Genomic DNA, 19,643 nt, shown 5'->3' on the forward strand with positions numbered 1-19,643 from the left:
ATCCTTGAGCACATGGCACGCAGCACGGAACCGTCGACGAAGGCGGTCAAGGAACCCGGACGTCTCAAGCAGATGTGGCAGGTGTTCCAGATGACCCGCCGCTACGACAGCAGCGCGGTCTGGATCATCCTGCTCGCGACGCTGCTGCCCGTGCTCCTCGGCGTCCTCCTCGGGATCCTGCTGGGCGGAGGCAACGGCTTCGTCATCGCGCTCTGGGTGCTCGTCGGCGTGCTCGCCGGCATGGTGGCCGGACTCGCCGTGCTCTCCCGTCGCGCCGAGCGCGCGGCCTACGGTCAGATCGCAGGCCAGCCCGGCGCCGTGGGAGCGGTGCTCCGCAGCGGCCTCCGCGGCACGTGGACCGGGACCGAGATGCCCGTCGCCGTGAACGGGAAGACCCAGGACGCCGTGTACCGCGCCGTCGGCCGCGGCGGTGTCGTGCTCATCGCCGAGGGCCCCTCCGGCCGGACGAAGCGCATGCTCGACGACGAGCGCCGCAAGGTGACCCGGATCCTCCCGAACGTGCCGGTCACGTTCGTCCACGTCGGCCCCGACGCCGACTCGGTTCCGCTGCACCGCATCCCGCGAACCCTCGCGAAGACGAAGAAGGCCCTCACCAAGGCCGAGGTCCTCGCGGTGAAGAACCGGCTGGCCTCGCTGAACACGTCGCTGCCGATCCCGAAGGGCGTCGACCCCTTCAAGGTGCGCCCGCAGCGCTCGCGCTGAGCGCGGCGCCGACCGCTCGGCGTCGACCGCTCGGCGTCGACCGCTCGGCGTCGACCGCTCGGCGTCGACCGCTCAGTAGCGGACGAGCACCGTTCCCGCGACCTTGTCGTGGAAGCCGCGCTGGTCGGAGTCCCAGACCAGCGCGGGAACGAGCACGGCCAGGAGCAGCGAGCGCACCAGCGGGCGCCACGCCCCCACCCAGCCGCCGCCGAGTCGGACGACGCGCATCCGGAGCAGGCGGTGCCCGATGCCACCGCCGATGGTCGGGATGAAGACCGCCTGCAGGACCACGAACAGGATCAGGCTCGCCCAGCGGTCGTAGGAGAAGAACGCCAGCGAGATCAGCGCCGCGATCGCGAAGTCGACCGCCAGCGCGGCGAAGCGGCGACCCGGTCGCGCGATCGACATCCGGCCCTCACGGGGCAGGCCGAGCCGCTCCCCCGGCCAGTGGCTCGGGGGCACATCGGCGAAGGTCCTGCGTTCCGGTCCGGGCATGGATCCATCGTATCGGCGCCCCCTGAGCACCACGGCCGGCCTGCGGAGCCAGGATGAGTCAGACTCACGTAACATGCTCGAAACAAGGGGGACACTCCAGGGACACACCCCGTGACTAGCCTGGGACGGCTGCGCTCAGCAGTAACCCGTTATGCCATAGGAGACTTCTGCATGTTCAAAGATTCTTCCGAGGTGCTCAAGTTCATCAAGGACACGGACGTCAAGTTCCTCGACATCCGGTTCACCGATCTCCCCGGTGTCCAGCAGCACTTCAACATCCCCGCCTCGACCGTCGACGAGGAGTTCTTCTCGGTCGGCCAGCTCTTCGACGGGTCCTCGATCCGTGGATTCGCGAACATCCACGAGTCGGACATGCAGCTGATCCCCGATGTGACGACCGCCTACGTGGACCCGTTCCGCGTCGAGCGCACCCTGATCCTCGTCTTCGACATCTACAACCCGCGCAACGGCGAGATCTACTCGAAGGACCCGCGCCAGGTGGCCAAGAAGGCCGAGAAGTACCTCGCCTCGACCGGCATCGCCGACACCGCGTTCTTCGCCCCCGAGGCCGAGTTCTACATCTTCGACGACGTCCGCTACGAGATCACGCAGAACTCGGCGTTCCACTCCGTCGACTCCGTCGAGGGCGCCTGGAACTCGGGCCGCGTCGAAGAGGGCGGCAACCTCGGCAACAAGACGCCCTACAAGGGCGGCTACTTCCCCGTGAGCCCCGTCGACAAGCAGGCCGACCTGCGCGACGACATCTGCCTCAAGCTGATCGACGCCGGCCTCATCCTCGAGCGCTCGCACCACGAGGTGGGCACCGGCGGACAGGCCGAGATCAACTACCGCTTCGACACCATGGTGCACGCGGCCGACGACATCCTGAAGTTCAAGTACATCGTCAAGAACACGGCCGAGCAGTGGGGCAAGACCGCCACGTTCATGCCGAAGCCCCTCTTCGGCGACAACGGCTCGGGCATGCACACCCACCAGTCGCTGTGGAACGACGGCACGCCGCTCTTCTACGACGAGAACGGCTACGGCGGACTCTCCGACCTCGCCCGCTGGTACATCGGAGGCCTGCTCAAGCACGCCCCCGCCGTGCTCGCGTTCACGAACCCGACGGTGAACTCCTACCACCGCCTGATCCCGGGCTTCGAGGCGCCGGTCAACCTGGTCTACTCGGCCGGCAACCGCTCCGCGTCGATCCGCATCCCGATCACGGGCACCAACCCCAAGGCCAAGCGCATCGAGTTCCGTGCGCCCGACGCCTCGGGCAACCCGTACCTCGCCTTCGCCGCGCAGCTGATGGCGGGCCTCGACGGCATCAAGAACCGCATCGAGCCGCACGAGCCGGTCGACAAGGACCTCTACGAGCTGCCCCCCGAGGAGGCGAAGCTCATCCCGCAGGTCCCCGCGACCCTCGGCGAGGCTCTCGACGCCCTCGAGGCCGACCACGACTTCCTGCTGCAGGGCGGCGTGTTCACCCAGGAGCTCATCGACACCTGGATCGAGTACAAGCGCGAGAAGGAGATCAAGCCGCTCGCGCAGCGCCCGCACCCCTTCGAGTTCGAGCTGTACTACGGGGTGTAGCTAGAACCCGCGGAAGTAGCGGGGTCAGTCCGCAACGAGTCCGCACGAGCGGCCAGCACATGTGCAACGGCCGCTCGTGCGGACTCGTCTTTGTCTGGCCACATGTGCCCGTAGGTGTCGAGCGTGGTCTTCGCGGACGCGTGCCGGAGGCGGGCCTGCACGACCTTCACGTCGAGCCCTGACGCGATCAGCAGCGACGCGAAGTAGTGCCGGCAGTCGTGAATCCGGAAGCCCTCGGGCAGGCCGTCGATCGTGTCCCGCGCGGCCCGGAACGCCGTCTCGATCGTGTACGGCGCGACGGGACGGCCGTAGGCGCCGACGACGAGCGTGCTGCTCCCCCACTTCGCCGGTACCCTGTTCAGCTCGAGCGCGAGCTCAGTAGGGATCGGGATCGGGGTGCGCGACATCTCCGTCTTGAGCGGCTCCGCCGGGTACTGGATCGCGGGGGTGATGATGCCGCGCATGAAGTCGACGTCGACGGTGCGCAGCGCGGCGATCTCGGCGATCCGCAGGCCGGCGAACGCGCCGAGCAGGATCACCGGCTTCATCCCCTCGGGCATGGCGTCGTAGAGAGCCCAGATCTGCTCGGTTGTCGCCACGTACGGGCGTTGCTTCCCTGCGCCCGGAGACGTGCGTCTCGAGACCGGGGAGCGCGGCACCAGCCCGTCGTGCACAGCATCGGAGAACAGGTGCGAGAGGCGAGCGTGCAGGGCGTAGACCGTCGAGTCCGCGAGGCCCTGCTCCTTCAGTGCCGCGGTCCACATCTTCACTTCAGACGGGCGCACGCTCGCCAGAGGGCGCGAGCCGAACGCGGCGCGAATGTGCTTCAGGTGCGTACGCGCCTGCCGGACGGTCGACGGGCGCTTCGTCGCGTAGCCGGCGAGCCAGCGGTCGCACCACTCCCCCACCGTCATGCGCGCCGTCTCGGGGTCGAGGTAGTCGCCGCGGACGACGGAGGCCGTCACCGAATCGAGCCAGTGCTGCGCGGACTCCGCGGGCTTCTTCGGGTTGTTCTTGAACGGGAAGTGCCGGGCGTGCTCCTTGCCGTCGGCGTCTCGGTAGCGGGCGCGCCAGGTGCCGTCAGTGCGCTTCGCGATGCTCGCCATCGAGCTCAACCTCCTCTGCAACGCGCACCCGGAGGTAATCGTCAAGCTCCTGAGTCGACAGGGCTGCGAGGGCTCCCGGCCGCTCGTCTTCCGGCACGTCCGACCATCGCTTGTCCGTGAGCAGCGTCTCGGCCTGTTCCGACCAGTAGTTGTCCACGAACGAGCCGGGCTCCCACTCCGCATCGAACGCTGACGCGCTGTCGTGCAGCGTGCGCAGCTCGGCGTGCAGGGCCGCAGCGCGCGCGACCCACGCGCCGAGCCACCTGGCGATCGGAGCGGGAGTCGCCCCGCTCAGGTCGAGCGAGCTCTCCAGCGCTTCCAGCACCGGAGCCCAGTCCTCGGCCCAGTCGCTGTAGTGGTAACGGACCGCCTCTTCGAGCTCGGCGGCCTGCCGACGAATCCGATCGACCGCCATCGTCGCGTCGACCGTCGTGTCGCTGGACGAGGCCACCATCGTGGCGACGGTCGTTCCGAGGACCGCCGCGATCACGTGCGCCTCGTCCAGACGGACGGCGCGGGACCCGTCCTCGACGCGCTGCACGGTCGGCTGATGGAACTGCAGGCCTCGCGCAGAGAGGATCCGGGCGAAGGACGATTGCGACTCTCCGAGCGCTTCGCGCCGTCGTCGCATCTGCTCGCGGAAGTTGCGTTCCCACTGTAAGTCCATGGTCGCCAACGCTACACCACCATGTAGCGGCGCTCTCAACACTGGGTTGCGCGGTCGGCGGTTGTCGTGCAACGATGTGTTTCGTTCAGCACAACACAGCGTTGAGAGGAATAGCGCATGGTAGATCGCACCGAAGCCGGACCCCTGGTGGTCCTGCTCACCCTGGCCGAGACGGCCGAGCGCCTGAGGAAGACAGAAGCGCAGCTCCGATGGATGATCCATCGCAACTCCGCCCCGAAGTCGGGACTCATCGGCGGTCGCCGCATGTTCCGAGAGGCCGACGTCGAGGCGTTCATCGCCGCCGCGTTCGAGGAGGCCTCGTAGTGGCCGACGCGAAGCTCAGCGAGGTCCGCGCGCAGCTCCTGATCGAGGGGTCGACGGCCCTCTTCGCAGTGGCACTGACCCGGAACAAATCCATCACGGCCGCCTTGTTATTACGGCTCCTCCCGGCGCTCGTCCGAGATCTCGCCGAGACCCTCAAGCGGATGCGCAGCCGGGAGGAATACCCCGCGAAGGGCCGGCAGCTGTGAGCCGATCTGAGGCCCCAGCGCCACCCACTCACCCCGACACCCGTCAGCAACGAAAAAGGGCCGGAGCGCCATCATCACTGGCTCTCCGACCCGAAGACGCCCACCCCAACCGCCAGGAAGAGGAAGCATCATGTCCGCAGTAACCGTACCGCCCGCCCCCGTCCCCTCGTCAAGTCGCGCGACCGTCATCGACGATCGCACTCCGGTCAGCCCGCTCGAGGTGGACTACGCGTCCCGCTTCGAGGGGTGGTCGACGTCCGTCCGGTTGTTGACCCGCCCCGTGTACGAATCCGACGGGTACCGGTTCGCCGGGGCCCTGGTCGAGGACGAGTTGTTGCGGGCGTTCACCATCCGCATGTACGCAGGATCCACGCTCGGCGACCTTCGCCAGATGCAGCACACCCTGCAGCAGGTCCGCGCTGGCATGTACGCGCGGCTCCCGTGGAACGAGCTCGCCGACGGCCGGAGAGTCGTTACGCTCTCGTCCACGCCTTCCGGCGGTCCTCTCGTGCAGTGCCGGGAGCCCGGCTGCCTGGACTACCTCGGCGTGCACGCGCTCGACTGCGATTGTGACCCGTGGCACGTCCACCGCGCGCTCATCCTCGAGGACCCCGAGGAACAGTGGCGGGTCGAGGTGTTCCGCATCGACGCGGAGTCCGAGTGGCGCATCGAGTTGTTGGTCGGCGACGAGTACACCGGGGACACGGCCGCGGCGCTCGCGCTGGCGCTCAGCACCGCCGCCGACGAGGCACGCCGCCTGAACGCGCTGCCAGCGGTGTCCCGGTGACCGCCGTCGACGTCCGTCACGCCGGCGGCACCGTCACCGTCGAGCCGGGCAAGTTTCTCGAGCAGCCCGTCGTCGATCTGAAACTCCCGGGCGTCTCGGTGCCCCTCTACCCCGCGGAGGCCGTGCGGCTGGCCGTCGAGCTCATCGCTGCCGCTCACCGGGCCGAGCAGCCCGTGCCCGACGACTGGGCCGACGAGATGGAGCCGCCGTGCTGACCGGGCATTCGCACCCCGCATGGTGTGACCGCCACGACGACGAGGTCCACCAGAGCATGGCGACGCGAGTCGAGTCGGTCGACGTCCAGCTGATGCAGACTCCCGGTGGTGCGACAACCGTGTGGCTCGGCGCTTGGAAAGGCGGTGAGGACCTCACCCTTGAGCAGGCGGCGGGGTTGGCGCGCGCGCTGAGTGCAGCGGTTTCTCTTGCTGAGCTCCGCGCACCCGAATCGCGGGACGGCGATGGATGAGCCTCTCGGCCCGCAACTGGGCCTACGCAGTTCAGTCCATCCGCGTCGACGGTCAGATGCGTCGACTCCACCCGATCGAGAAGTTCGTGCTGGTGTACATCGCGGAGATGGAGAACGTGGAGGAAGGCTTTGCCTTCCCGTCTCACGACACCATCGCAGATGTCATCGGATGCTCGGTCCGTACGGTGCAGTCGCACACGGCGACGCTGGCAACGGCGGGAGCCTTCACTATCGAGAAGCGACGCTCCCGATCGGGGAAGTGGTTCCGGAACGTCTACGTCTTCGACGTACCCCAACGGTTCCGCGATAGCGACCCGGAGTGGATGCGCCTTCACTGCTGAACCGGCAACCGTTGCGGCTAGCCCCTTCGACAACCGGCAACCATTTCGCAACCACCGGCAACGGTTGCGTGTACGAACCGGCAACCATTTCGCTTTCAACCGGCAACGGTTGCGTACTACTAGTGAAAGACCAGTGAAAGACCAGTGATTCAACTACCAGGGTCACTTCCTGCCGGAAGCGACCGTCCGATTCTCTCTCCGAGATGACGGAAAGACCACCGACCGGCTGAGGTCTCCGAGACCCAGACACCGCAGCCACTGAAGAGCGACAGCAAGAAGCTCACGAGAGGAACGACCCCATGATTACTCCCGAACTCGAAGCACGCCAAGGCGAGCCCTGCGCCTTCCCCCACTGCAACGGCCGCCTCGACGTCTACGACACCCTCGGCTCGGGCCATCAGGACGCCGACCCCATCAAGGACTCGCACTCTGCCACCCGCCACGCTCGCTTCCCACTGGCGCGGCCTTCGTACGAAGCCGAGAACGATGGCGAGTGGGGACCTCGGCCGGTTCTCGACATGCGCGACGTCTCGAAGGAGGACGGTAACTGGCACCTGTACCTCGGGCTCGAGGAGGAGACCGTCACGGCTGAGCAAGCTCGAGCTCTCGCCGGCTGGCTTCTTCTCGAAGCCGACAACGTTGACCGCCTCAACGCGGACCAGCCTGAGCGCCGGCACGAGATGCTCGGCCTGCCGAAGATCGGTCTTCGGAAGAGGTCATGACCTTCCTCGAGCCCCTCAAGATCCCGTCGATACAGAGAGACGTCAGTGGGCGGTTCCTGCTCGTCGGGGAAATCCGCGAACGGGACGGCGACCGACGCATCATCGTCTACGAGGGCGCTAGCGACACGGACGAACAATTCCTCGAGGAGTCGTTCTGGGTGCTCGAAGGGCGCGACCCGGACCAACCGCTGTCGCCGCGGCTTCACCGCCACCAGGGGACGCGCAACATCACAACCGTCGTCGGGCGTCCCCTCGGCGAGATCGACCGTTAGGAGGCCCGATGGCGATTGGCCCTCCGTACTCGGTCCGCGGTGCAGCACGACGGGTCCACCGTCACCGCTCAACGATCCAGAGATGGATGAGACTCGGCCTGCCCCATCGCCGCATAGGCACCCATGAGGTCGAGATCGACGAAGACGACCTGACCTCGTGGTGGCGCGAGACCCTGATTCGTCAGAAAAATGCCCGATTTTCGAGAAAGGATTTGACACCCACGGTGTACGACCATCTACCTTGATGATTACCACGAAACCCACCACCGCATCGCGGCCTGGTGGGTTTCGTCGTACCCGGGCGGGTGCCGCCACAGAGTCGCCACGACAGCGGCGCGACACCCGCCCCCAACAACTCGGTGGAGACCGCAGCGCGGTACAAGGGCATGTCCCCAGAGGTGCGCGCGAGGTCAGCAAGTTGAAGCAGGGCGGCTCCTGAAAGCCCAGCGAGACTGACGCTGCACTGCGGCCTAAGAACGAGGCGTCGCCACGCGCCTACTCCACCACCCCGTCCCGGCCCGCTGACCACCGAGCCCCTTGACTGCCGAGCAGCCGAGGCCGGGACCACCCCTTCACTCCCAGAGGCCGGGAGCGAAGAACGAGACGAGGCCGCCTGCGGTGGTCAGCAAAAGCGCCCACGCCGTGAGCTTGCGGAACTTCTTCGCCGTTTTGGGGTCCGCCATTTTGACTCGCACGCCGATCTCGTTCTCTACCTTCTCCATCGACGGAGTTGGCTCGCTCAACGCGATGAGCTCGACGACGGCAGCAGCGACAAAGAGAAGGATCGCGGCGGTGTTGAGGATGAGCTTCCAGTCCATTCGCTCAACGTAGAGCCCCACGACCCGCGCTTCACCTCGCCGAACCGGTCGCAGGGTCATTGACGGTGGCGAGCGCGTCAACACATTCGGCGCTCAGGAAGGCTCGTCAAGCTCCGTCACCGTCTCGGCGATCAACTTGTTCGTCGTCTTCAGGTCAGCGAGAAGAGTCGGATCTTGGCTGTCCCGACGGATGAAGGCAGCGACCTCGCGCATGAGAGCCTTCAGGACCCGTCGTTGTTCCTTCTTCGCTTCGAGCTCCCCGAGTTGATCTGCCACCCACACGTGGTCAATCACGTCCATCGCTTGCTCGACGGTCTCGCGTACGTCCGCATTGGGGACCAGGAGACCGTAATTCCTGATCCGAGCAGAAATTTCCGGCTCGTAGTCATAGGTTCCGGACCTCGACGTATCCGGCCGCCATGCGCTCTGCAGATCGGTAAGGGCTCTCAGGAGGTCGTTCGCCACTGCTTTGCCATCGGCGTAAACCTCGGCGCGCTCCCGTTCCGCGCGCGCGACGGTCCGCAGTTTCTCTAGCTCGTTGTTTGTCTCGCGGCGTTCCTCGGCGCGCTGCCGAACCTCCTCCGCAGCAGTGTCTTCAGCAACTTTCCGCTCGGCCTGCCGGTCGGCCAACTGCTCACTCCGCTCCTTGGCTCTTGCTTTTTCGTCGAGCACCCCCTTGAGCAGCACGCAGATGGCGGTGAAGACGGTAGAGAACAAGCCGAGGATCAACGTTTCAGACACGACGCAATCGTAGGGGCGCACGTCCGCTGTCCTTCAGGTAGCCGTATGAAAGCCCCTTGGAGGCATGCGTGGCAGCAGGCATCCCCGGCCGCACCACCGCCGCCCACCGGAAGAACCGCGCCGACCTCAAGAAGATGACGCGCGAGCACAACCTGCCGTGCGCCATCTGCGGCGAACCGATCGACACGACGCTCGACTGGCGAGACCCGCAGTCCTTCGCCTACGACCACAAGAAGTCGCGCATCGCCTACCCCGAGCTGGCCGACGATCCCGCGAACGGGCAGCCGAGCCACGCACGCTGCAACAAGAACAAGGGCGCCGGAGATCAGCGGCCCGGGCTCGGTGATCCGTCCGAAGTCTGGTGACGCGACTCGGGGGCAGGGCCTCGAAAATCTCTGGCTCAATTGCACGAAGACCTCCACCGGCAGTGATCTGTCCCCCTCCCAGCACTGTTGTCCCACCTGTCCCGCCCGTTCCACCTCGAGGAGGTGGCTCTCATGCCGATGACTCCGGAGCAGCGACGAGTCCGCGATCGAGAGCGGAAGGCCAAGCAGCGCGCGGCGAACAAGGGCACGGGGCAGCTTGCGACGGTCACGGAGATCGATGCGCCGAAACGTCCGAATGGTGGGACACAGAGTGGGACACGAGGTGGGACATCTGTCCCACACTCGCCGCCTGCTGGACCAGTCCCGGCGACACTGACCGAGGCGGCTCAGCAGCTGATCGCGCGCCTCGATGTCCCCGAGTCGGCGCTCGACTTCGCGTCGGCGCTGCTGCTCCTGGCACGCGACCTGGACGAGCCCGCGAACGTCCCGCAGCGCGCCGGGCTGATGAAGCTCTACGTCGACATGCGGTCGCAGCTGCGCGACGCCTCCCGCGCTCGCGAGGTGGACCCGCTCGACGAGATGCGTCGGGACTTCTATAGCGGAGGTACACAGAGTGACCGGAGGAGCTCGTAGCGGCAAGCCGGTCCTCGGTCACGAGATCCCGCGCGTCTTCACGCCGCCTCGGCGGAAGCTGACGCCGCAGACGTCGGCCGGCTTCGCGGCGATCAAGTTCGCGGAGTACCTGCACGACCAGGTCGTCGGGACGAAGGACGAGGAGCTCGTCCCGCCGCTACTGCCGTGGGAACGCTGGTTCCTGATCCACGCGCTCGAGCTGAACCCGAACGGCTCCTACCGCTTCAAGCTGCTCCTGCTGTGGGTCGCGCGCCAGAACGGTAAGACCTTCGTCGCCGCGATCATGATCCTCTTCCGGATGTTCATGGACGGTGACGCCCAGGTGCTCGGCGTCGCGCAGAAGCTGGCGACGGCGAAGAAGCCGTGGAAGCAGGCGAAGAAGATCATCGCCGCGGTGCCTCGGCTGAAGCAGGAGTTCGCGCGCGAGTCCGGCACGAACGGCGAGCTGTGGTTCGAGCTCACCGGCGAGCAGTCCTACTGGGTCGACTCCGCCGACAACGGCGGCCGAGGGCTCACGTTCGACTTCGTCTTCATCGACGAGATCCTGAAGCACAAGACGTTCTCCTCCTGGTCCGCCCTGTCGAAGACGACGAACGCGCGGCGCCGAGCTCAGATCCTCGCGGCCGGCAACACGGGCGCCCTCGACGCCGTCGTGCAGCGGCACCTGCACAAGCAGGCGATGGACGCGATCGAGGCGGGGGACGCGTCGACGTCGATCGGGCTCTTCTGGTGGTCCCCGCCTGACGGGGCTCCTGCGGACGATCCGGCGACGTGGGCGTACGGCAATCCGTCCCTTGGCTACACCATCGAGGCGGACACGCTCGCGGGCGACTACAGCACCGACCCCGCTCCGGTGTTCCTCGCCGAGGTGATGAATCGGTTCCCCGACGACAGCAGCGGCGGCCCGTTCCACATCGGTACGTGGGCGAGACAGCGTGATCCGCTGTCGAAGCGCGCGAGTCCCGAGACGCCGGTCTACCTCTGCATCGAGGTCTCGCACAATCTCGAGTGGACGCACATCGCCTTCGCCGCCGAGCGTGATGACGGCGACGCGCACGTCGGCGTGATGAAGTCCCGGCCGGGCACCGACTGGCTCGTGCCCTGGCTGACCTCACCGGACCGCAAGTTCCCGATCGGCGGCATCACGCTGCAGAGCCGGGGAGCCCCCGCGTCCTCGCTGATCCCCGAGCTCGAGGCCGCCGGCTTCGAACTCACCGAGTGGCAGGGCCCTGACCTCGGCATCGGCACCGGCATGCTCCTCAACGCCGTGCACAACTGCAAGGCGTGGCACCGCGACCAGCCGGTCCTCGACGTCGCCGCCGGCCCGGCCGTCGTCAAGAAGCTCGGCGACGTCTACGTCCCCGACCGCGTCAACTCGCCCGGCGACGCCTCGCCACTCATGGGCGTCATCGGCGCCCACTGGCTCATGCGAGCGCACCCGACCGCCGGCCCATCTGTCTACGAGGAGCGCGGCCTGATCGCGCTCTGACCTGCGAGGAGCACACCATGGCCCACCCCGACCGGCTTATCCGGAGCCAGCTGCGCTCGAGCATCGTCGTCACCCTCCTCAGCGAGGAGACCTTCGACGGGGTCCTCGTCGAGGCCGACGACACGCACGTGATCCTCGCGAACGCTTTCGCGCTCGCGCCCAACGGCGACCGGGTCCCCGTCGAGGGTCGCCTCTGGCTGCCCCGGCTGGGCATCGCCTACATGCAGCAGACGAAGTGACGAGGAGGCCCGAGTGATCATCTCCAACGGCGCCCTCGTCTCCGTGCCGACCTCCGCGCTCGGCGACCTGACTCCGATGTTCAACCAGGGCAGCTACTACGCCAGCGGTGCCGGCCTGGGCCAGATGACCGCCTTCGGGAAGATCTACAGCGAGCAGCTCTGGGTTGGCATCGTCATCCGCAAGCTGGCCATGGCGACCGCTCGCAACCCCTTCGACGTGAAGCGCCAGCTCGAGGGCACCGAGCAGGAGCCCGAGGCCGGGAACCTCTCCGCGCTGCTCGCGTCGCCGAACGAGCACATGTCCGGCTTCGATCTGTGGGAGTGGACGTCGTCGACGTACGACATCTACGGCGAGGCGTTCTGGCTCAAGCTGCGCGGCACCGACGGACGCGTGCGCGAGCTGCACCCGGTCCACCCGACGAACATCACTGCGCACCGCAACGAGCGCGGCGAGCTGATCTACCGGTACGGGTCCGCGGTGAACGCGTCCGGTCAGCCGATCGAGTGGCCGGCCGCAGACGTCGTCGTGTTCAAGAACTACAACCCCGACAACATCCGGCGCGGCCTCTCGAACCTCGAGGGCCTGCGCATGACGCTCCTCAACGAGGACGCGTCCCGCCGCGCGAACGCCGCCTGGTGGCGCAACGGCGCCCGCCCCTCGCTCGTGCTCAAGCACCCCAAGAACCTCTCCGACGCCGCGGTTACCCGCCTGCGCAAGCAGATCGAGGGCGACCTCTCCGGCGCCGACAACATGGGCCGCGTGCTCGTCGTCGAGGAGGCGATGGAGCCGACCACCGTGCAGCTCTCCGCCGAGGAGATGCAGTACATCGAGGGCCGCAAGCTCAACCGCGAGGAGGTGTGCTCGGCCTACGACGTCCCGCCGCCGGTCGTGCACATCCTCGACAAGGCGACCTTCTCGAACATCACCGAGCAGCTGCGGTCGATGTACCGCGACACGATGGCGCCGCGGTTCGAGAAGTTCGAGTCGGTCGTCGACAGCCAGCTCGTCCCCGACTTCTACCCCGACCGGGACGTCTTCACGAAGTTCAACATGGACGAGGTCCTCCGCGGGGACTTCGAGACGCGCGCCACCGCCGTCACCAGCCTCATCCAGACCGGCGTCGTGAAGCCGTCGGAGGCGCGGCCGATGTTCGGCCTGCCCCGCGCGGGCGACGAGGCCGACCAGCTGTTCGCGAACGCCGCGCTCCTGCCCCTCTCGGCGGTCGCGGCGCAGCAGCCTCGTCAGCCCGGCGGCCAGCAGGTCGCGACGGACGGGACCCTGATCCCCACTCCGGTGCAACGCGCCATCGAGCACACCCGCGAGGCCCGATCGGCAGCCGGGCGCCGCGGCCGCGTCAAGGCGAAGAAGACCGCGGCGCGCGACAAGCTCGTCACCGAGCACGTCGACCAGCTCGAGAGCTTCTTCGAGATCCAACGCGACTCGGTCGTCTCGGCGGCCTCGTCGAAGGCGTCCGGCGTCTTCGACCCGGCCGACTGGGACGAGCCGCTCGCCGAGATCCTCGGCTCGCTGTCCACGGCGACCGCGAAGGTCGCCGGCGGCGCCACCGCCGCGTCTCTCGGCGCGACCTACGACCCGAGCACCGTGCAGGGCTGGATCGACTCCGACGCCACGGACTCCGCGAAGCGCATCAACCGCACGACGGCCGACCAGATCGACGCCGCACTCGACAGCCTCGAGGACGACGACGACCCGGCCGACACGCTCGGCCGGCTCTTCGATGAGGGGCAGACGTCGACACGCGCGACCGAGATCGCGACCTCGCGCGTCGCCAGCGTCATGGGCTTCGCGGCGATCGTCGCCGGGCAGCAGGCGGGGCAGCAGCTCGACAAGCAGGTCACGAAGACCTGGAACACCGAGTCCGGGAACCCCCGCTCGGCTCACGCCGCGATGGACGGCGAGACCGTCGGCATCGACGAGCTGTTCTCGAACGGCATGAACGCACCCGGCGATCCCGCGGGCGGCGCGGACGAGGTCGCCGGCTGCATGTGCGGCATCACCATCAACGTCACCTGAGGAGCCTCATGAACGTCATCCGCAAGGACGCCACGATCACCAACACCGGACCGGACGACGCGTTCCCCGGCGAGTTCGAGGTGATCCTCTCCGCGCCCACCCTCGACCGCGACGGCGACACCCTCCTCCCCGGAGAGTGGAAGCAGCCGCTGCCCGAGCACATCACCTTCGACCAGGACCACGGCATGTCCGTCGCGACCACGGTCGGATCCGGCAAGCCGGAGCTCGACGAGGAGACGGGCAACCTCATCGTGCGCGGCACCTACAGCTCGCTCGCCCGCGCGCAGGAGGTCCGCACCCTCGTCAACGAGCAGCACATCCGCACCACCTCCGTCGCGTTCATGTCGACGAAGGAGGGCAAGGGGCCCGACGCCAAGTCCACCCGCGAGCTGCTCAACGGCGCCTTCGTCGCCGTGCCGTCCAACCGCGAGGCGCTCGTGCTGACGTCGAAGTCGATCGCGGCGAAGGCTGGCGCGCGCAACAGCGCGGCCGACTCCGAGCTCATCCAGGCGATCCTCGACGCCGCTCTCGCGCTCGGCGCCGCCAAGCCCGAGGGCAAGGCGTTCGGGCACCGCGAGACGAAGAGCATCGCGGGCAGCCTCGAGGCGATCCAGGACCGCGCCCGCGCCGCGCTGCGCGCCGCCTACCCCGGCTCGTGGGCATGGCTGCGCGGCACGATCCCGGCCGGCGACGGCGCGGGCGAGCTTGTCTTCGAGTCCGAGGACCGAGACACCTACGAGACCCAGCTCTGGCGACAGAGCTACACCGACGACGGCACGACGATCACCCTCACCGGTGAGCGCACGGCCGCGGGCGTGACGGAAGTTCTCACGCCGGACCCTGAGGAATCAGAGGCGAAAGCATCCCCCGACGGAGAACAGAAGGCCCCCGCCGCCGGCTCGACCGAGCCCGCCGCCGGCGCCCCCTCGTCCTCCTCCGGCGATGAAGCCGAGTACCTCGCCAACAAGGCCGCCAGCATCCGCGCGCGGCTCGCACTCGCCACCATCACCACTCCGGAGGAGTAACCCATGACCAAGCTGAAGGACGCCCAGGACAAGGTCCGCGAGCTCTCCCAGAAGGCGCTCGCCGTCGCCGAGAACACCGACGGGACCTACAAGTCGTTCGCGGACCAGAAGGCCGCGCTCGACCCGCTCGAGGCGGACATCAAGAAGTGGACCACCGAGGTCCAGGAGCTCGAGTACATCGACGGCGCGCGCAAGCGCTTCGCCGGTGCCGGCGGCTCACTCGACGACGCCAGCTCCGAGGACCGCAAGTCCGCGGTCGCCGAGTCGATCGGCCACCAGTTCGTCAACTCGCAGGGCTACAAGAGCCTGATCGAGCGCGGCCTCAAGGGCAACTGGACCACCAGCGATGTCGAGGTGAAGGCGCCCCTGCTGCAGGGCACCGCCGGCGCCCCGGCCGGTGGTTACCAGGTCACCAACCAGCCCGCCGTCCAGGCCGGTGTCGTCGAGCAGCGCTTCCGCACGCTCACGATCTCCGACCTGTTCCCGGGCGGCACGACCACCTCGCCGCTGATCCGCTACCTCGTCGAGTCCGTCGTCACCAACGGCGCGGCCGCCGTGCCCGAGGGCGGCGTGAAGCCCGAGTCGACCCTCGCGTTCACGAAGGTCGACGAGGTCCTGCACAAGATCGCGACCTTCCTGCCCATCTCCGACGAGATGCTCGAGGACTGGGCGCAGGCGCGCTCGTACATCGACGCCCGCCTGATCCTGTTCGTCAAGCTCGCCGAGGAGGCGCAGCTGCTCTCGGGTGACGGCACCGGCGCGAACCTCGTCGGCCTGCTCAACCGCCCCGGCCTCGCGACGCCGATCGCTCGCGGTGCGGCGCCGTCGGCTGCGGACGACAACGCGATGGACGCGATCTACCGCCAGATCACGCGCATCCGCACCACGCAGTTCCTCGAGCCCGACGCGGTCGTCATCGACCCGCTCGGCTGGGAGGGCATCGCCCTCTCGAAGAACGCGCAGGGCGCGTACTACTCGCAGGGCCCGTTCGTCACCGAGGCGACCCCGTCGCTCTGGGGCAAGCGCGTCGTCAGCACCCCCGCGATCGCCGCGAGCACCGCGCTCGTCGGCGCCTTCGCGCAGGGCGGCCAGATCTTCCGGAAGGGCGGCATCACCGTCGAGGCGAGCAACTCGCACGCCGACTACTTCCAGAAGAACCTCACCGCGCTCCGCGCCGAGGAGCGCCTCGCCCTCGCGGTCTACCGCCCGGGCGCCTTCGGCCTGGTCACCGCCCTCAACGGCTGACCTCGCCACCCACGGGGCGCCGGCCACTCGCCGGCGCCCCACCCCTCACACCTCACCGAAGGAGACCACCGTGGCCCTCACCGTTGCCCCCGAAGTCACCGTCCCCAAGAGCACCGGCGCGGCGCCCTTCGACGGCGCGCCCGTCGTCACCGAGCTCCCCGCCGACAACCGCTCGACCGGCGCTGTCGCGCACATTCCCCCGGGAACCACCTCCGTCGCCCACCTCGACCAGCCCGTCGTCGTCGAGCACGACACAGGCGGCCCCGTGACCACCACGGTCTCTTGGCTCTCCGAGGTCGAGACCAAGCCGGTCACAGCGCCCGAGCCCGCCGCGGCGCCGAAGAAGACCAGCCGCCCCAAGGTCGAGACGAAGTAGTGGCCGGCCAGGAGGAGGAAGCGGGCGGGACGCTCTTCGTCCTCCCGGCCGACCTCGTCGCCCGCGGGCAAGGAGTGTTCGCCGCAGACGACCCGGACGTCCGTCGCGAGCTCGCCTCCGCGACGAAGAAGATCCGCAACCGCGCTGGCTGGCACATCGCCACCACACGCGAGGACACGCGCACACTGCGCATCCGCCGCGACGGCACGGCATGGCTGCCCACGCTGCACCTGCTCGAGCTCGTCTCGATCGTCGACAGCGGCGTCTCCATCCCCGTCTCCCGCCTCAGCTACGACGTCGCGCAGGACGACGACGAAACCGTCGACGGGCAGATCCACGGACGCACCTGGTCCACCACTCCGGGCGCCGTCGTGGCCACATTCCGCCACGGCTTCTCCGCCGTGCCTGCCGACCTCGAGACGCTCTGCATGCAGATGGCCTCCCGCGCGCTCACAGCGCGCACCGGAGTCGTCCGCGAGCAGACGCTCAGCGCCTCCATCGTCAACTCCGCGACCGCCCCCGGCGTCGCGGGCGGCAACGTGATCCTCGAGAACGAGCAGGCCACTGTCGACGCCTACGCGATCGCGAGGTACTGATGCTCCCCAGCTTCGCTCGCGAGACCATCACCCGGATCCGCTACCCGCGCGTCACCGACGGCGGCGTCGAGGTCGCCGACCGCGACAACCCGACCGAGACGACCATCTCCGGCTGCTGGCTCGAGCCCGCACGCTCCGCCGAGAACACCGACGGCCGCGCCGCCGTCTTTACCGGCTGGACCGTCGCTGCTCCCCCGGACGCCGACATCCGCGCAGACGACCACGTCAAGTACCGCGGCATCGAGTACGAGGTCCTCGGCGACGTTCTCACCATCCCCTCACCCACCGGCGCGCTCACTCACACGCAGCTCACGATCCAGCGATGGGAGGGCTGATGGCCGGGAAGGTTCGCGTCGAGATGAACTCCGCGGGTGCCGCCGCGATCCTCAAGGGCCCCGAGGTGCAGGCCGAGCTCAAGCGCCGCGCCGACGCGATCCGCGCCGCCGCCGGTTCCGACGAGGACTTCACCGTTCTCGAGGCCGTCGGCCGCAACCGTGCCGGTGCCTACGTCATCACCACCTCCCGCGAGGGGCGGAAGGCCGAAGCCGAGGACCGCGCGCTCACCCGCGCGCTCGACGCCGGGAGGTGACCGTGGCCGAGCCCGAGATCCTCGTCGCACCCGACACCCGCGCCGCCGTCTACCAGCACCTCGACACGCACTCCGCGCGCACCGGCGCCCCCGCCTACGGCCGCATCCCCTCGCCGCGGCCGAAGATCTTCACCCGCGTCCGCCCCGTCGGCGGCTTCGATGAGGACCTCGTCACCGTCGTCCATCGAGTCACCGTCGAGGCCTACGCCTCCACCGAGGACGCCGCCATGAAGCTCGCGCTGCAGAACGACGCGATCCTCCTTGCTGCGGGCCGCGCTGGTCGCATCGGCGAGGTCACTGTCCGCCGCGTCGACGTCGAATCCACGCCCGACTTCCTCCCCGACCCGCTGCTGCCCGAAGTCGCGCGCGCGACCGCGACCTACGCGATCGCCGCCCGCCGCACAGCCCTCTGACTCCCCGCCACCCGGCGCGGAACGGTCCCACCCACCCCCTCGACCGTCTCCGGACGGTCACCTCGTGCTGCCCAGAAAGGGGCCACCCATGACGAACACCGCAGGCAAGGTGATCTCCGGCAAGTCCAAGGTCACCGGAGGCGTCCTCACCGCCCCCGCCGGCACCACCGGACGCACCGACCCGAAGAGCGGCGTCCCCGCCGGCTACTCCGCCAACGGGTACGTGTCCGAGGACGGTCTCTCGAAGACCGAGAACCGCGACGTGACGACCATCAAGGAGTGGTCGGGCCTCGTCGTGAAGCGCACGCAGACCGGCTTCGAGGTCGAGTTCTCGTTCGCGTTCCTCGAGTACCTCAACGCTGACGCCGCGAAGGCGATCTACGGCGACGACGCGGTCGTAGTCACCCCCGCGACCGCCGAGCACGGCGAGCAGATGATCGTCACCGTCTCCGGCAAGGAGTCGCCCCGCCTCGCGTGGATCTTCGACATGGCCGACGGCGACGCCGTCATCTCCATCGAGGTCCCGGACGCGCAGGTCACCGCGACCGGCGACACCTCCTACAACACGTCCGGCGCCGCGCTGCGACAGGTGACTCTCACCGCCTACTTCGACGACGAGCTCGGCGGCTTCTACCGCGAGCTCTCCGACGACGGCATCAAGGTCGCCGCCTGACCCTCGCCCCACGATCGCCGACCGGGCAGACGGGACCCTGCCCGGTCGGCTTCCACACCCGCGGTCCCACCCATCCCACGGAGGTCCCCATGTTCACCGTCCCCGCGTCCAAGGCGTCGATCAAGCAGAACCGCTTCGAGTTCAAGATGCCCGGCGACACCAAGACCACCCACTCGCTCCCGAAGCTGCAGTTCGTGAAGCCCGCGCTGGTCCTGCAGATCAACGGCAGCGCGAAGGCCGACATCGTCCGGCTGCTGATGGAGCACTACCTCCCCGACACGTTCGAGAAGTTCGAGTCGCTCGAGCAGCTCACCGCGCTCTACGAGGCGTGGGCGGAGGCCTCCGGGATCACGCCGGGGGAATCGTCGGCCTCCACCGCCAGCTAGCCGAGCACGGGGAGGCCCTCCGCTACGACCTCTACATGGCCGGCCGATCCATCGACCTGCTCGGCACCCCGGAGCTCTCGTGGCTCGACCTGCGCGCGATCATGCGCCACTCGCCCCGCGGCTCGGCCTACTACCGGTCCGTGCACGGCGAGGTCGCCGAGTGGGACATGACCGTGCAGCTGCTCGCCGTCGTCGCCGATCGCCTCGGCGCGGGCAACTGGCAGCGCGGCGGCGGCAAGGGCGGCAAGCCCAAGCCGATCCCCCGGCCGAAGTCGCACCGCCGCATCGGCACCACCGTCCTCTCGCTCGAGGCGATGGACCGGCTCCTCGGCTACACACCGCGGACCCCCTGAC

General features: G+C 68.3%; 29 protein-coding genes. 24 read left to right on the forward strand and 5 right to left on the reverse strand.

The features are described from left to right. The first annotated feature begins 12 nt into the window (after positions 1-12). Positions 13-723, forward strand: a complete 711-nt coding sequence (locus LRG51_RS01950) for a DUF4191 domain-containing protein (RefSeq protein ID WP_055792309.1) — start codon at positions 13-15, stop codon at positions 721-723. Between the two features lie 72 nt (positions 724-795). Here LRG51_RS01950 and LRG51_RS01955 read toward each other — a convergent pair whose 3' ends face one another. Beyond that, positions 796-1,218 (reverse strand): transporter, encoded by a 423-nt coding sequence (locus tag LRG51_RS01955; protein WP_055792311.1) that lies wholly within the window; start codon positions 1,216-1,218, stop codon positions 796-798. 171 nt (positions 1,219-1,389) lie between these two features. On the opposite strand from LRG51_RS01955, the gene glnA reads away from it, so the two are divergent. Then, positions 1,390-2,814, forward strand: coding sequence for a type I glutamate--ammonia ligase (glnA, locus tag LRG51_RS01960; RefSeq protein WP_055792314.1), 1,425 nt, complete (start codon positions 1,390-1,392; stop codon positions 2,812-2,814). Here glnA and LRG51_RS01965 read toward each other — a convergent pair. Further along, positions 2,802-3,920, reverse strand: a complete 1,119-nt coding sequence (locus LRG51_RS01965; RefSeq protein ID WP_230670700.1) for a tyrosine-type recombinase/integrase — start codon at positions 3,918-3,920, stop codon at positions 2,802-2,804. The genes glnA and LRG51_RS01965 overlap by 13 nt on opposite strands. Beyond that, positions 3,895-4,596, reverse strand: coding sequence for a helix-turn-helix domain-containing protein (locus tag LRG51_RS01970; RefSeq protein WP_230670703.1), 702 nt, complete (start codon positions 4,594-4,596; stop codon positions 3,895-3,897). The genes LRG51_RS01965 and LRG51_RS01970 overlap by 26 nt, the downstream gene beginning before the upstream one ends. A 108-nt stretch (positions 4,597-4,704) precedes the next feature. Here LRG51_RS01970 and LRG51_RS01975 point away from each other — a divergent pair, with 108 nt between their 5' ends. The 7 genes from LRG51_RS01975 (at position 4,705) to LRG51_RS02005 (ending at position 7,705) form a co-directional block, all read left to right on the forward strand. Continuing rightward, the gene (locus tag LRG51_RS01975) at positions 4,705-4,911 is read left to right on the forward strand and encodes a helix-turn-helix domain-containing protein (RefSeq protein ID WP_230670705.1); all 207 of its coding nucleotides are present in this window, start codon (positions 4,705-4,707) and stop codon (positions 4,909-4,911) included. Next, positions 4,911-5,117 (forward strand): hypothetical protein, encoded by a 207-nt coding sequence (locus LRG51_RS01980; protein ID WP_230670709.1) that lies wholly within the window; start codon positions 4,911-4,913, stop codon positions 5,115-5,117. The genes LRG51_RS01975 and LRG51_RS01980 overlap by 1 nt, the downstream gene beginning before the upstream one ends. A gap of 130 nt (positions 5,118-5,247) precedes the next feature. After that, entirely contained in the window at positions 5,248-5,904 is a 657-nt protein-coding gene (locus LRG51_RS01985) for a hypothetical protein (protein ID WP_230670712.1), read from the forward strand. Further along, positions 5,901-6,119, forward strand: coding sequence for a hypothetical protein (locus tag LRG51_RS01990; RefSeq protein WP_230670714.1), 219 nt, complete (start codon positions 5,901-5,903; stop codon positions 6,117-6,119). The genes LRG51_RS01985 and LRG51_RS01990 overlap by 4 nt, the downstream gene beginning before the upstream one ends. A gap of 247 nt (positions 6,120-6,366) precedes the next feature. Continuing rightward, the gene (locus LRG51_RS01995; RefSeq protein WP_230670718.1) at positions 6,367-6,711 is read left to right on the forward strand and encodes a helix-turn-helix domain-containing protein; all 345 of its coding nucleotides are present in this window, start codon (positions 6,367-6,369) and stop codon (positions 6,709-6,711) included. A 299-nt stretch (positions 6,712-7,010) separates the two neighbouring features. Continuing rightward, complete coding sequence (locus LRG51_RS02000; RefSeq protein WP_230670722.1) at positions 7,011-7,433, forward strand: hypothetical protein; 423 nt, start codon at positions 7,011-7,013, stop codon at positions 7,431-7,433. Continuing rightward, positions 7,430-7,705, forward strand: a complete 276-nt coding sequence (locus LRG51_RS02005) for a hypothetical protein (RefSeq protein WP_230670725.1) — start codon at positions 7,430-7,432, stop codon at positions 7,703-7,705. The genes LRG51_RS02000 and LRG51_RS02005 overlap by 4 nt, the downstream gene beginning before the upstream one ends. 572 nt (positions 7,706-8,277) lie before the next feature. Here LRG51_RS02005 and LRG51_RS02010 read toward each other — a convergent pair. Both LRG51_RS02010 and LRG51_RS02015 read right to left on the reverse strand, forming a co-directional pair. Then, entirely contained in the window at positions 8,278-8,523 is a 246-nt protein-coding gene (locus LRG51_RS02010) for a hypothetical protein (protein ID WP_230670728.1), read from the reverse strand. Between the two features lie 93 nt (positions 8,524-8,616). Then, positions 8,617-9,264: a hypothetical protein gene (locus tag LRG51_RS02015; protein ID WP_230670731.1), complete on the reverse strand. Its 648-nt coding sequence runs from the start codon at positions 9,262-9,264 to the stop codon at positions 8,617-8,619. Between the two features lie 68 nt (positions 9,265-9,332). Between LRG51_RS02015 and LRG51_RS02020 the strand changes: the two genes are divergently transcribed. The 15 genes from LRG51_RS02020 to LRG51_RS02090 all read left to right on the forward strand — a co-directional run bounded on the left by LRG51_RS02020 (position 9,333) and on the right by LRG51_RS02090 (position 19,642). Beyond that, on the forward strand, positions 9,333-9,629 hold the full coding sequence (locus tag LRG51_RS02020; protein WP_230670733.1) for an HNH endonuclease signature motif containing protein: 297 nt from the start codon (positions 9,333-9,335) through the stop codon (positions 9,627-9,629). A 132-nt stretch (positions 9,630-9,761) separates the two neighbouring features. Beyond that, complete coding sequence (locus tag LRG51_RS02025) at positions 9,762-10,223, forward strand: hypothetical protein (RefSeq protein ID WP_230670736.1); 462 nt, start codon at positions 9,762-9,764, stop codon at positions 10,221-10,223. Then, positions 10,204-11,712, forward strand: a complete 1,509-nt coding sequence (locus LRG51_RS02030; RefSeq protein WP_230670739.1) for a terminase large subunit — start codon at positions 10,204-10,206, stop codon at positions 11,710-11,712. The genes LRG51_RS02025 and LRG51_RS02030 overlap by 20 nt, the downstream gene beginning before the upstream one ends. Positions 11,713-11,729: 17 nt before the next feature. After that, a complete protein-coding gene (locus tag LRG51_RS02035) occupies positions 11,730-11,951 on the forward strand; it encodes a hypothetical protein (protein WP_230670742.1) in 222 nt (73 codons plus the stop codon). A gap of 13 nt (positions 11,952-11,964) precedes the next feature. Then, positions 11,965-13,986 (forward strand): phage portal protein, encoded by a 2,022-nt coding sequence (locus tag LRG51_RS02040; RefSeq protein ID WP_230670745.1) that lies wholly within the window; start codon positions 11,965-11,967, stop codon positions 13,984-13,986. An 8-nt stretch (positions 13,987-13,994) separates the two neighbouring features. Continuing rightward, positions 13,995-15,011, forward strand: coding sequence for a hypothetical protein (locus LRG51_RS02045; RefSeq protein WP_230670749.1), 1,017 nt, complete (start codon positions 13,995-13,997; stop codon positions 15,009-15,011). 3 nt (positions 15,012-15,014) lie between these two features. Further along, on the forward strand, positions 15,015-16,256 hold the full coding sequence (locus tag LRG51_RS02050; protein WP_230670752.1) for a phage major capsid protein: 1,242 nt from the start codon (positions 15,015-15,017) through the stop codon (positions 16,254-16,256). A gap of 70 nt (positions 16,257-16,326) precedes the next feature. After that, positions 16,327-16,632 carry a hypothetical protein gene (locus LRG51_RS02055; RefSeq protein ID WP_077223405.1) on the forward strand — a complete coding sequence of 102 codons (306 nt, stop codon included), beginning with the start codon at positions 16,327-16,329 and terminating at the stop codon, positions 16,630-16,632. Next, positions 16,632-17,228, forward strand: coding sequence for a hypothetical protein (locus LRG51_RS02060; RefSeq protein ID WP_230670755.1), 597 nt, complete (start codon positions 16,632-16,634; stop codon positions 17,226-17,228). Before LRG51_RS02055 ends, LRG51_RS02060 begins: the two co-directional genes overlap by 1 nt. After that, positions 17,228-17,563 (forward strand): hypothetical protein, encoded by a 336-nt coding sequence (locus tag LRG51_RS02065; protein WP_230670757.1) that lies wholly within the window; start codon positions 17,228-17,230, stop codon positions 17,561-17,563. Before LRG51_RS02060 ends, LRG51_RS02065 begins: the two co-directional genes overlap by 1 nt. Continuing rightward, positions 17,563-17,817, forward strand: coding sequence for a hypothetical protein (locus LRG51_RS02070; RefSeq protein WP_230670759.1), 255 nt, complete (start codon positions 17,563-17,565; stop codon positions 17,815-17,817). Before LRG51_RS02065 ends, LRG51_RS02070 begins: the two co-directional genes overlap by 1 nt. A 2-nt stretch (positions 17,818-17,819) precedes the next feature. After that, a complete protein-coding gene (locus tag LRG51_RS02075) occupies positions 17,820-18,230 on the forward strand; it encodes a hypothetical protein (RefSeq protein ID WP_230670762.1) in 411 nt (136 codons plus the stop codon). Between the two features lie 88 nt (positions 18,231-18,318). After that, positions 18,319-18,903, forward strand: coding sequence for a phage tail tube protein (locus LRG51_RS02080; RefSeq protein ID WP_230670765.1), 585 nt, complete (start codon positions 18,319-18,321; stop codon positions 18,901-18,903). Between the two features lie 89 nt (positions 18,904-18,992). After that, on the forward strand, positions 18,993-19,289 hold the full coding sequence (locus tag LRG51_RS02085) for a hypothetical protein (protein ID WP_230670768.1): 297 nt from the start codon (positions 18,993-18,995) through the stop codon (positions 19,287-19,289). 35 nt (positions 19,290-19,324) lie between these two features. Continuing rightward, entirely contained in the window at positions 19,325-19,642 is a 318-nt protein-coding gene (locus tag LRG51_RS02090; protein ID WP_230670771.1) for a hypothetical protein, read from the forward strand. Position 19,643 lies beyond the last annotated feature (1 nt).

It is taken from the genome of Rathayibacter sp. Leaf248, from assembly GCF_920939495.1.
In the GTDB taxonomy this organism is placed as follows: Bacteria; Actinomycetota; Actinomycetes; order Actinomycetales; family Microbacteriaceae; genus Rathayibacter; species Rathayibacter caricis.

Coding starts and splice junctions, on each gene's coding strand:
- LRG51_RS01950 (WP_055792309.1), top strand. CDS start 13: ATGGCACGCAGCACGGAACCGTCGACGAAGGCGGTCAAGGAACCCGGA.
- LRG51_RS01955 (WP_055792311.1), bottom strand. CDS start 1,218: ATGCCCGGACCGGAACGCAGGACCTTCGCCGATGTGCCCCCGAGCCAC.
- glnA (WP_055792314.1), top strand. CDS start 1,390: ATGTTCAAAGATTCTTCCGAGGTGCTCAAGTTCATCAAGGACACGGAC.
- LRG51_RS01965 (WP_230670700.1), bottom strand. CDS start 3,920: ATGGCGAGCATCGCGAAGCGCACTGACGGCACCTGGCGCGCCCGCTAC.
- LRG51_RS01975 (WP_230670705.1), top strand. CDS start 4,705: ATGGTAGATCGCACCGAAGCCGGACCCCTGGTGGTCCTGCTCACCCTG.
- LRG51_RS01985 (WP_230670712.1), top strand. CDS start 5,248: ATGTCCGCAGTAACCGTACCGCCCGCCCCCGTCCCCTCGTCAAGTCGC.
- LRG51_RS01995 (WP_230670718.1), top strand. CDS start 6,367: ATGAGCCTCTCGGCCCGCAACTGGGCCTACGCAGTTCAGTCCATCCGC.
- LRG51_RS02000 (WP_230670722.1), top strand. CDS start 7,011: ATGATTACTCCCGAACTCGAAGCACGCCAAGGCGAGCCCTGCGCCTTC.
- LRG51_RS02005 (WP_230670725.1), top strand. CDS start 7,430: ATGACCTTCCTCGAGCCCCTCAAGATCCCGTCGATACAGAGAGACGTC.
- LRG51_RS02010 (WP_230670728.1), bottom strand. CDS start 8,523: ATGGACTGGAAGCTCATCCTCAACACCGCCGCGATCCTTCTCTTTGTC.
- LRG51_RS02025 (WP_230670736.1), top strand. CDS start 9,762: ATGCCGATGACTCCGGAGCAGCGACGAGTCCGCGATCGAGAGCGGAAG.
- LRG51_RS02035 (WP_230670742.1), top strand. CDS start 11,730: ATGGCCCACCCCGACCGGCTTATCCGGAGCCAGCTGCGCTCGAGCATC.
- LRG51_RS02045 (WP_230670749.1), top strand. CDS start 13,995: ATGAACGTCATCCGCAAGGACGCCACGATCACCAACACCGGACCGGAC.
- LRG51_RS02050 (WP_230670752.1), top strand. CDS start 15,015: ATGACCAAGCTGAAGGACGCCCAGGACAAGGTCCGCGAGCTCTCCCAG.
- LRG51_RS02065 (WP_230670757.1), top strand. CDS start 17,228: ATGCTCCCCAGCTTCGCTCGCGAGACCATCACCCGGATCCGCTACCCG.
- LRG51_RS02070 (WP_230670759.1), top strand. CDS start 17,563: ATGGCCGGGAAGGTTCGCGTCGAGATGAACTCCGCGGGTGCCGCCGCG.
- LRG51_RS02080 (WP_230670765.1), top strand. CDS start 18,319: ATGACGAACACCGCAGGCAAGGTGATCTCCGGCAAGTCCAAGGTCACC.
- LRG51_RS02085 (WP_230670768.1), top strand. CDS start 18,993: ATGTTCACCGTCCCCGCGTCCAAGGCGTCGATCAAGCAGAACCGCTTC.
- LRG51_RS02090 (WP_230670771.1), top strand. CDS start 19,325: ATGGCCGGCCGATCCATCGACCTGCTCGGCACCCCGGAGCTCTCGTGG.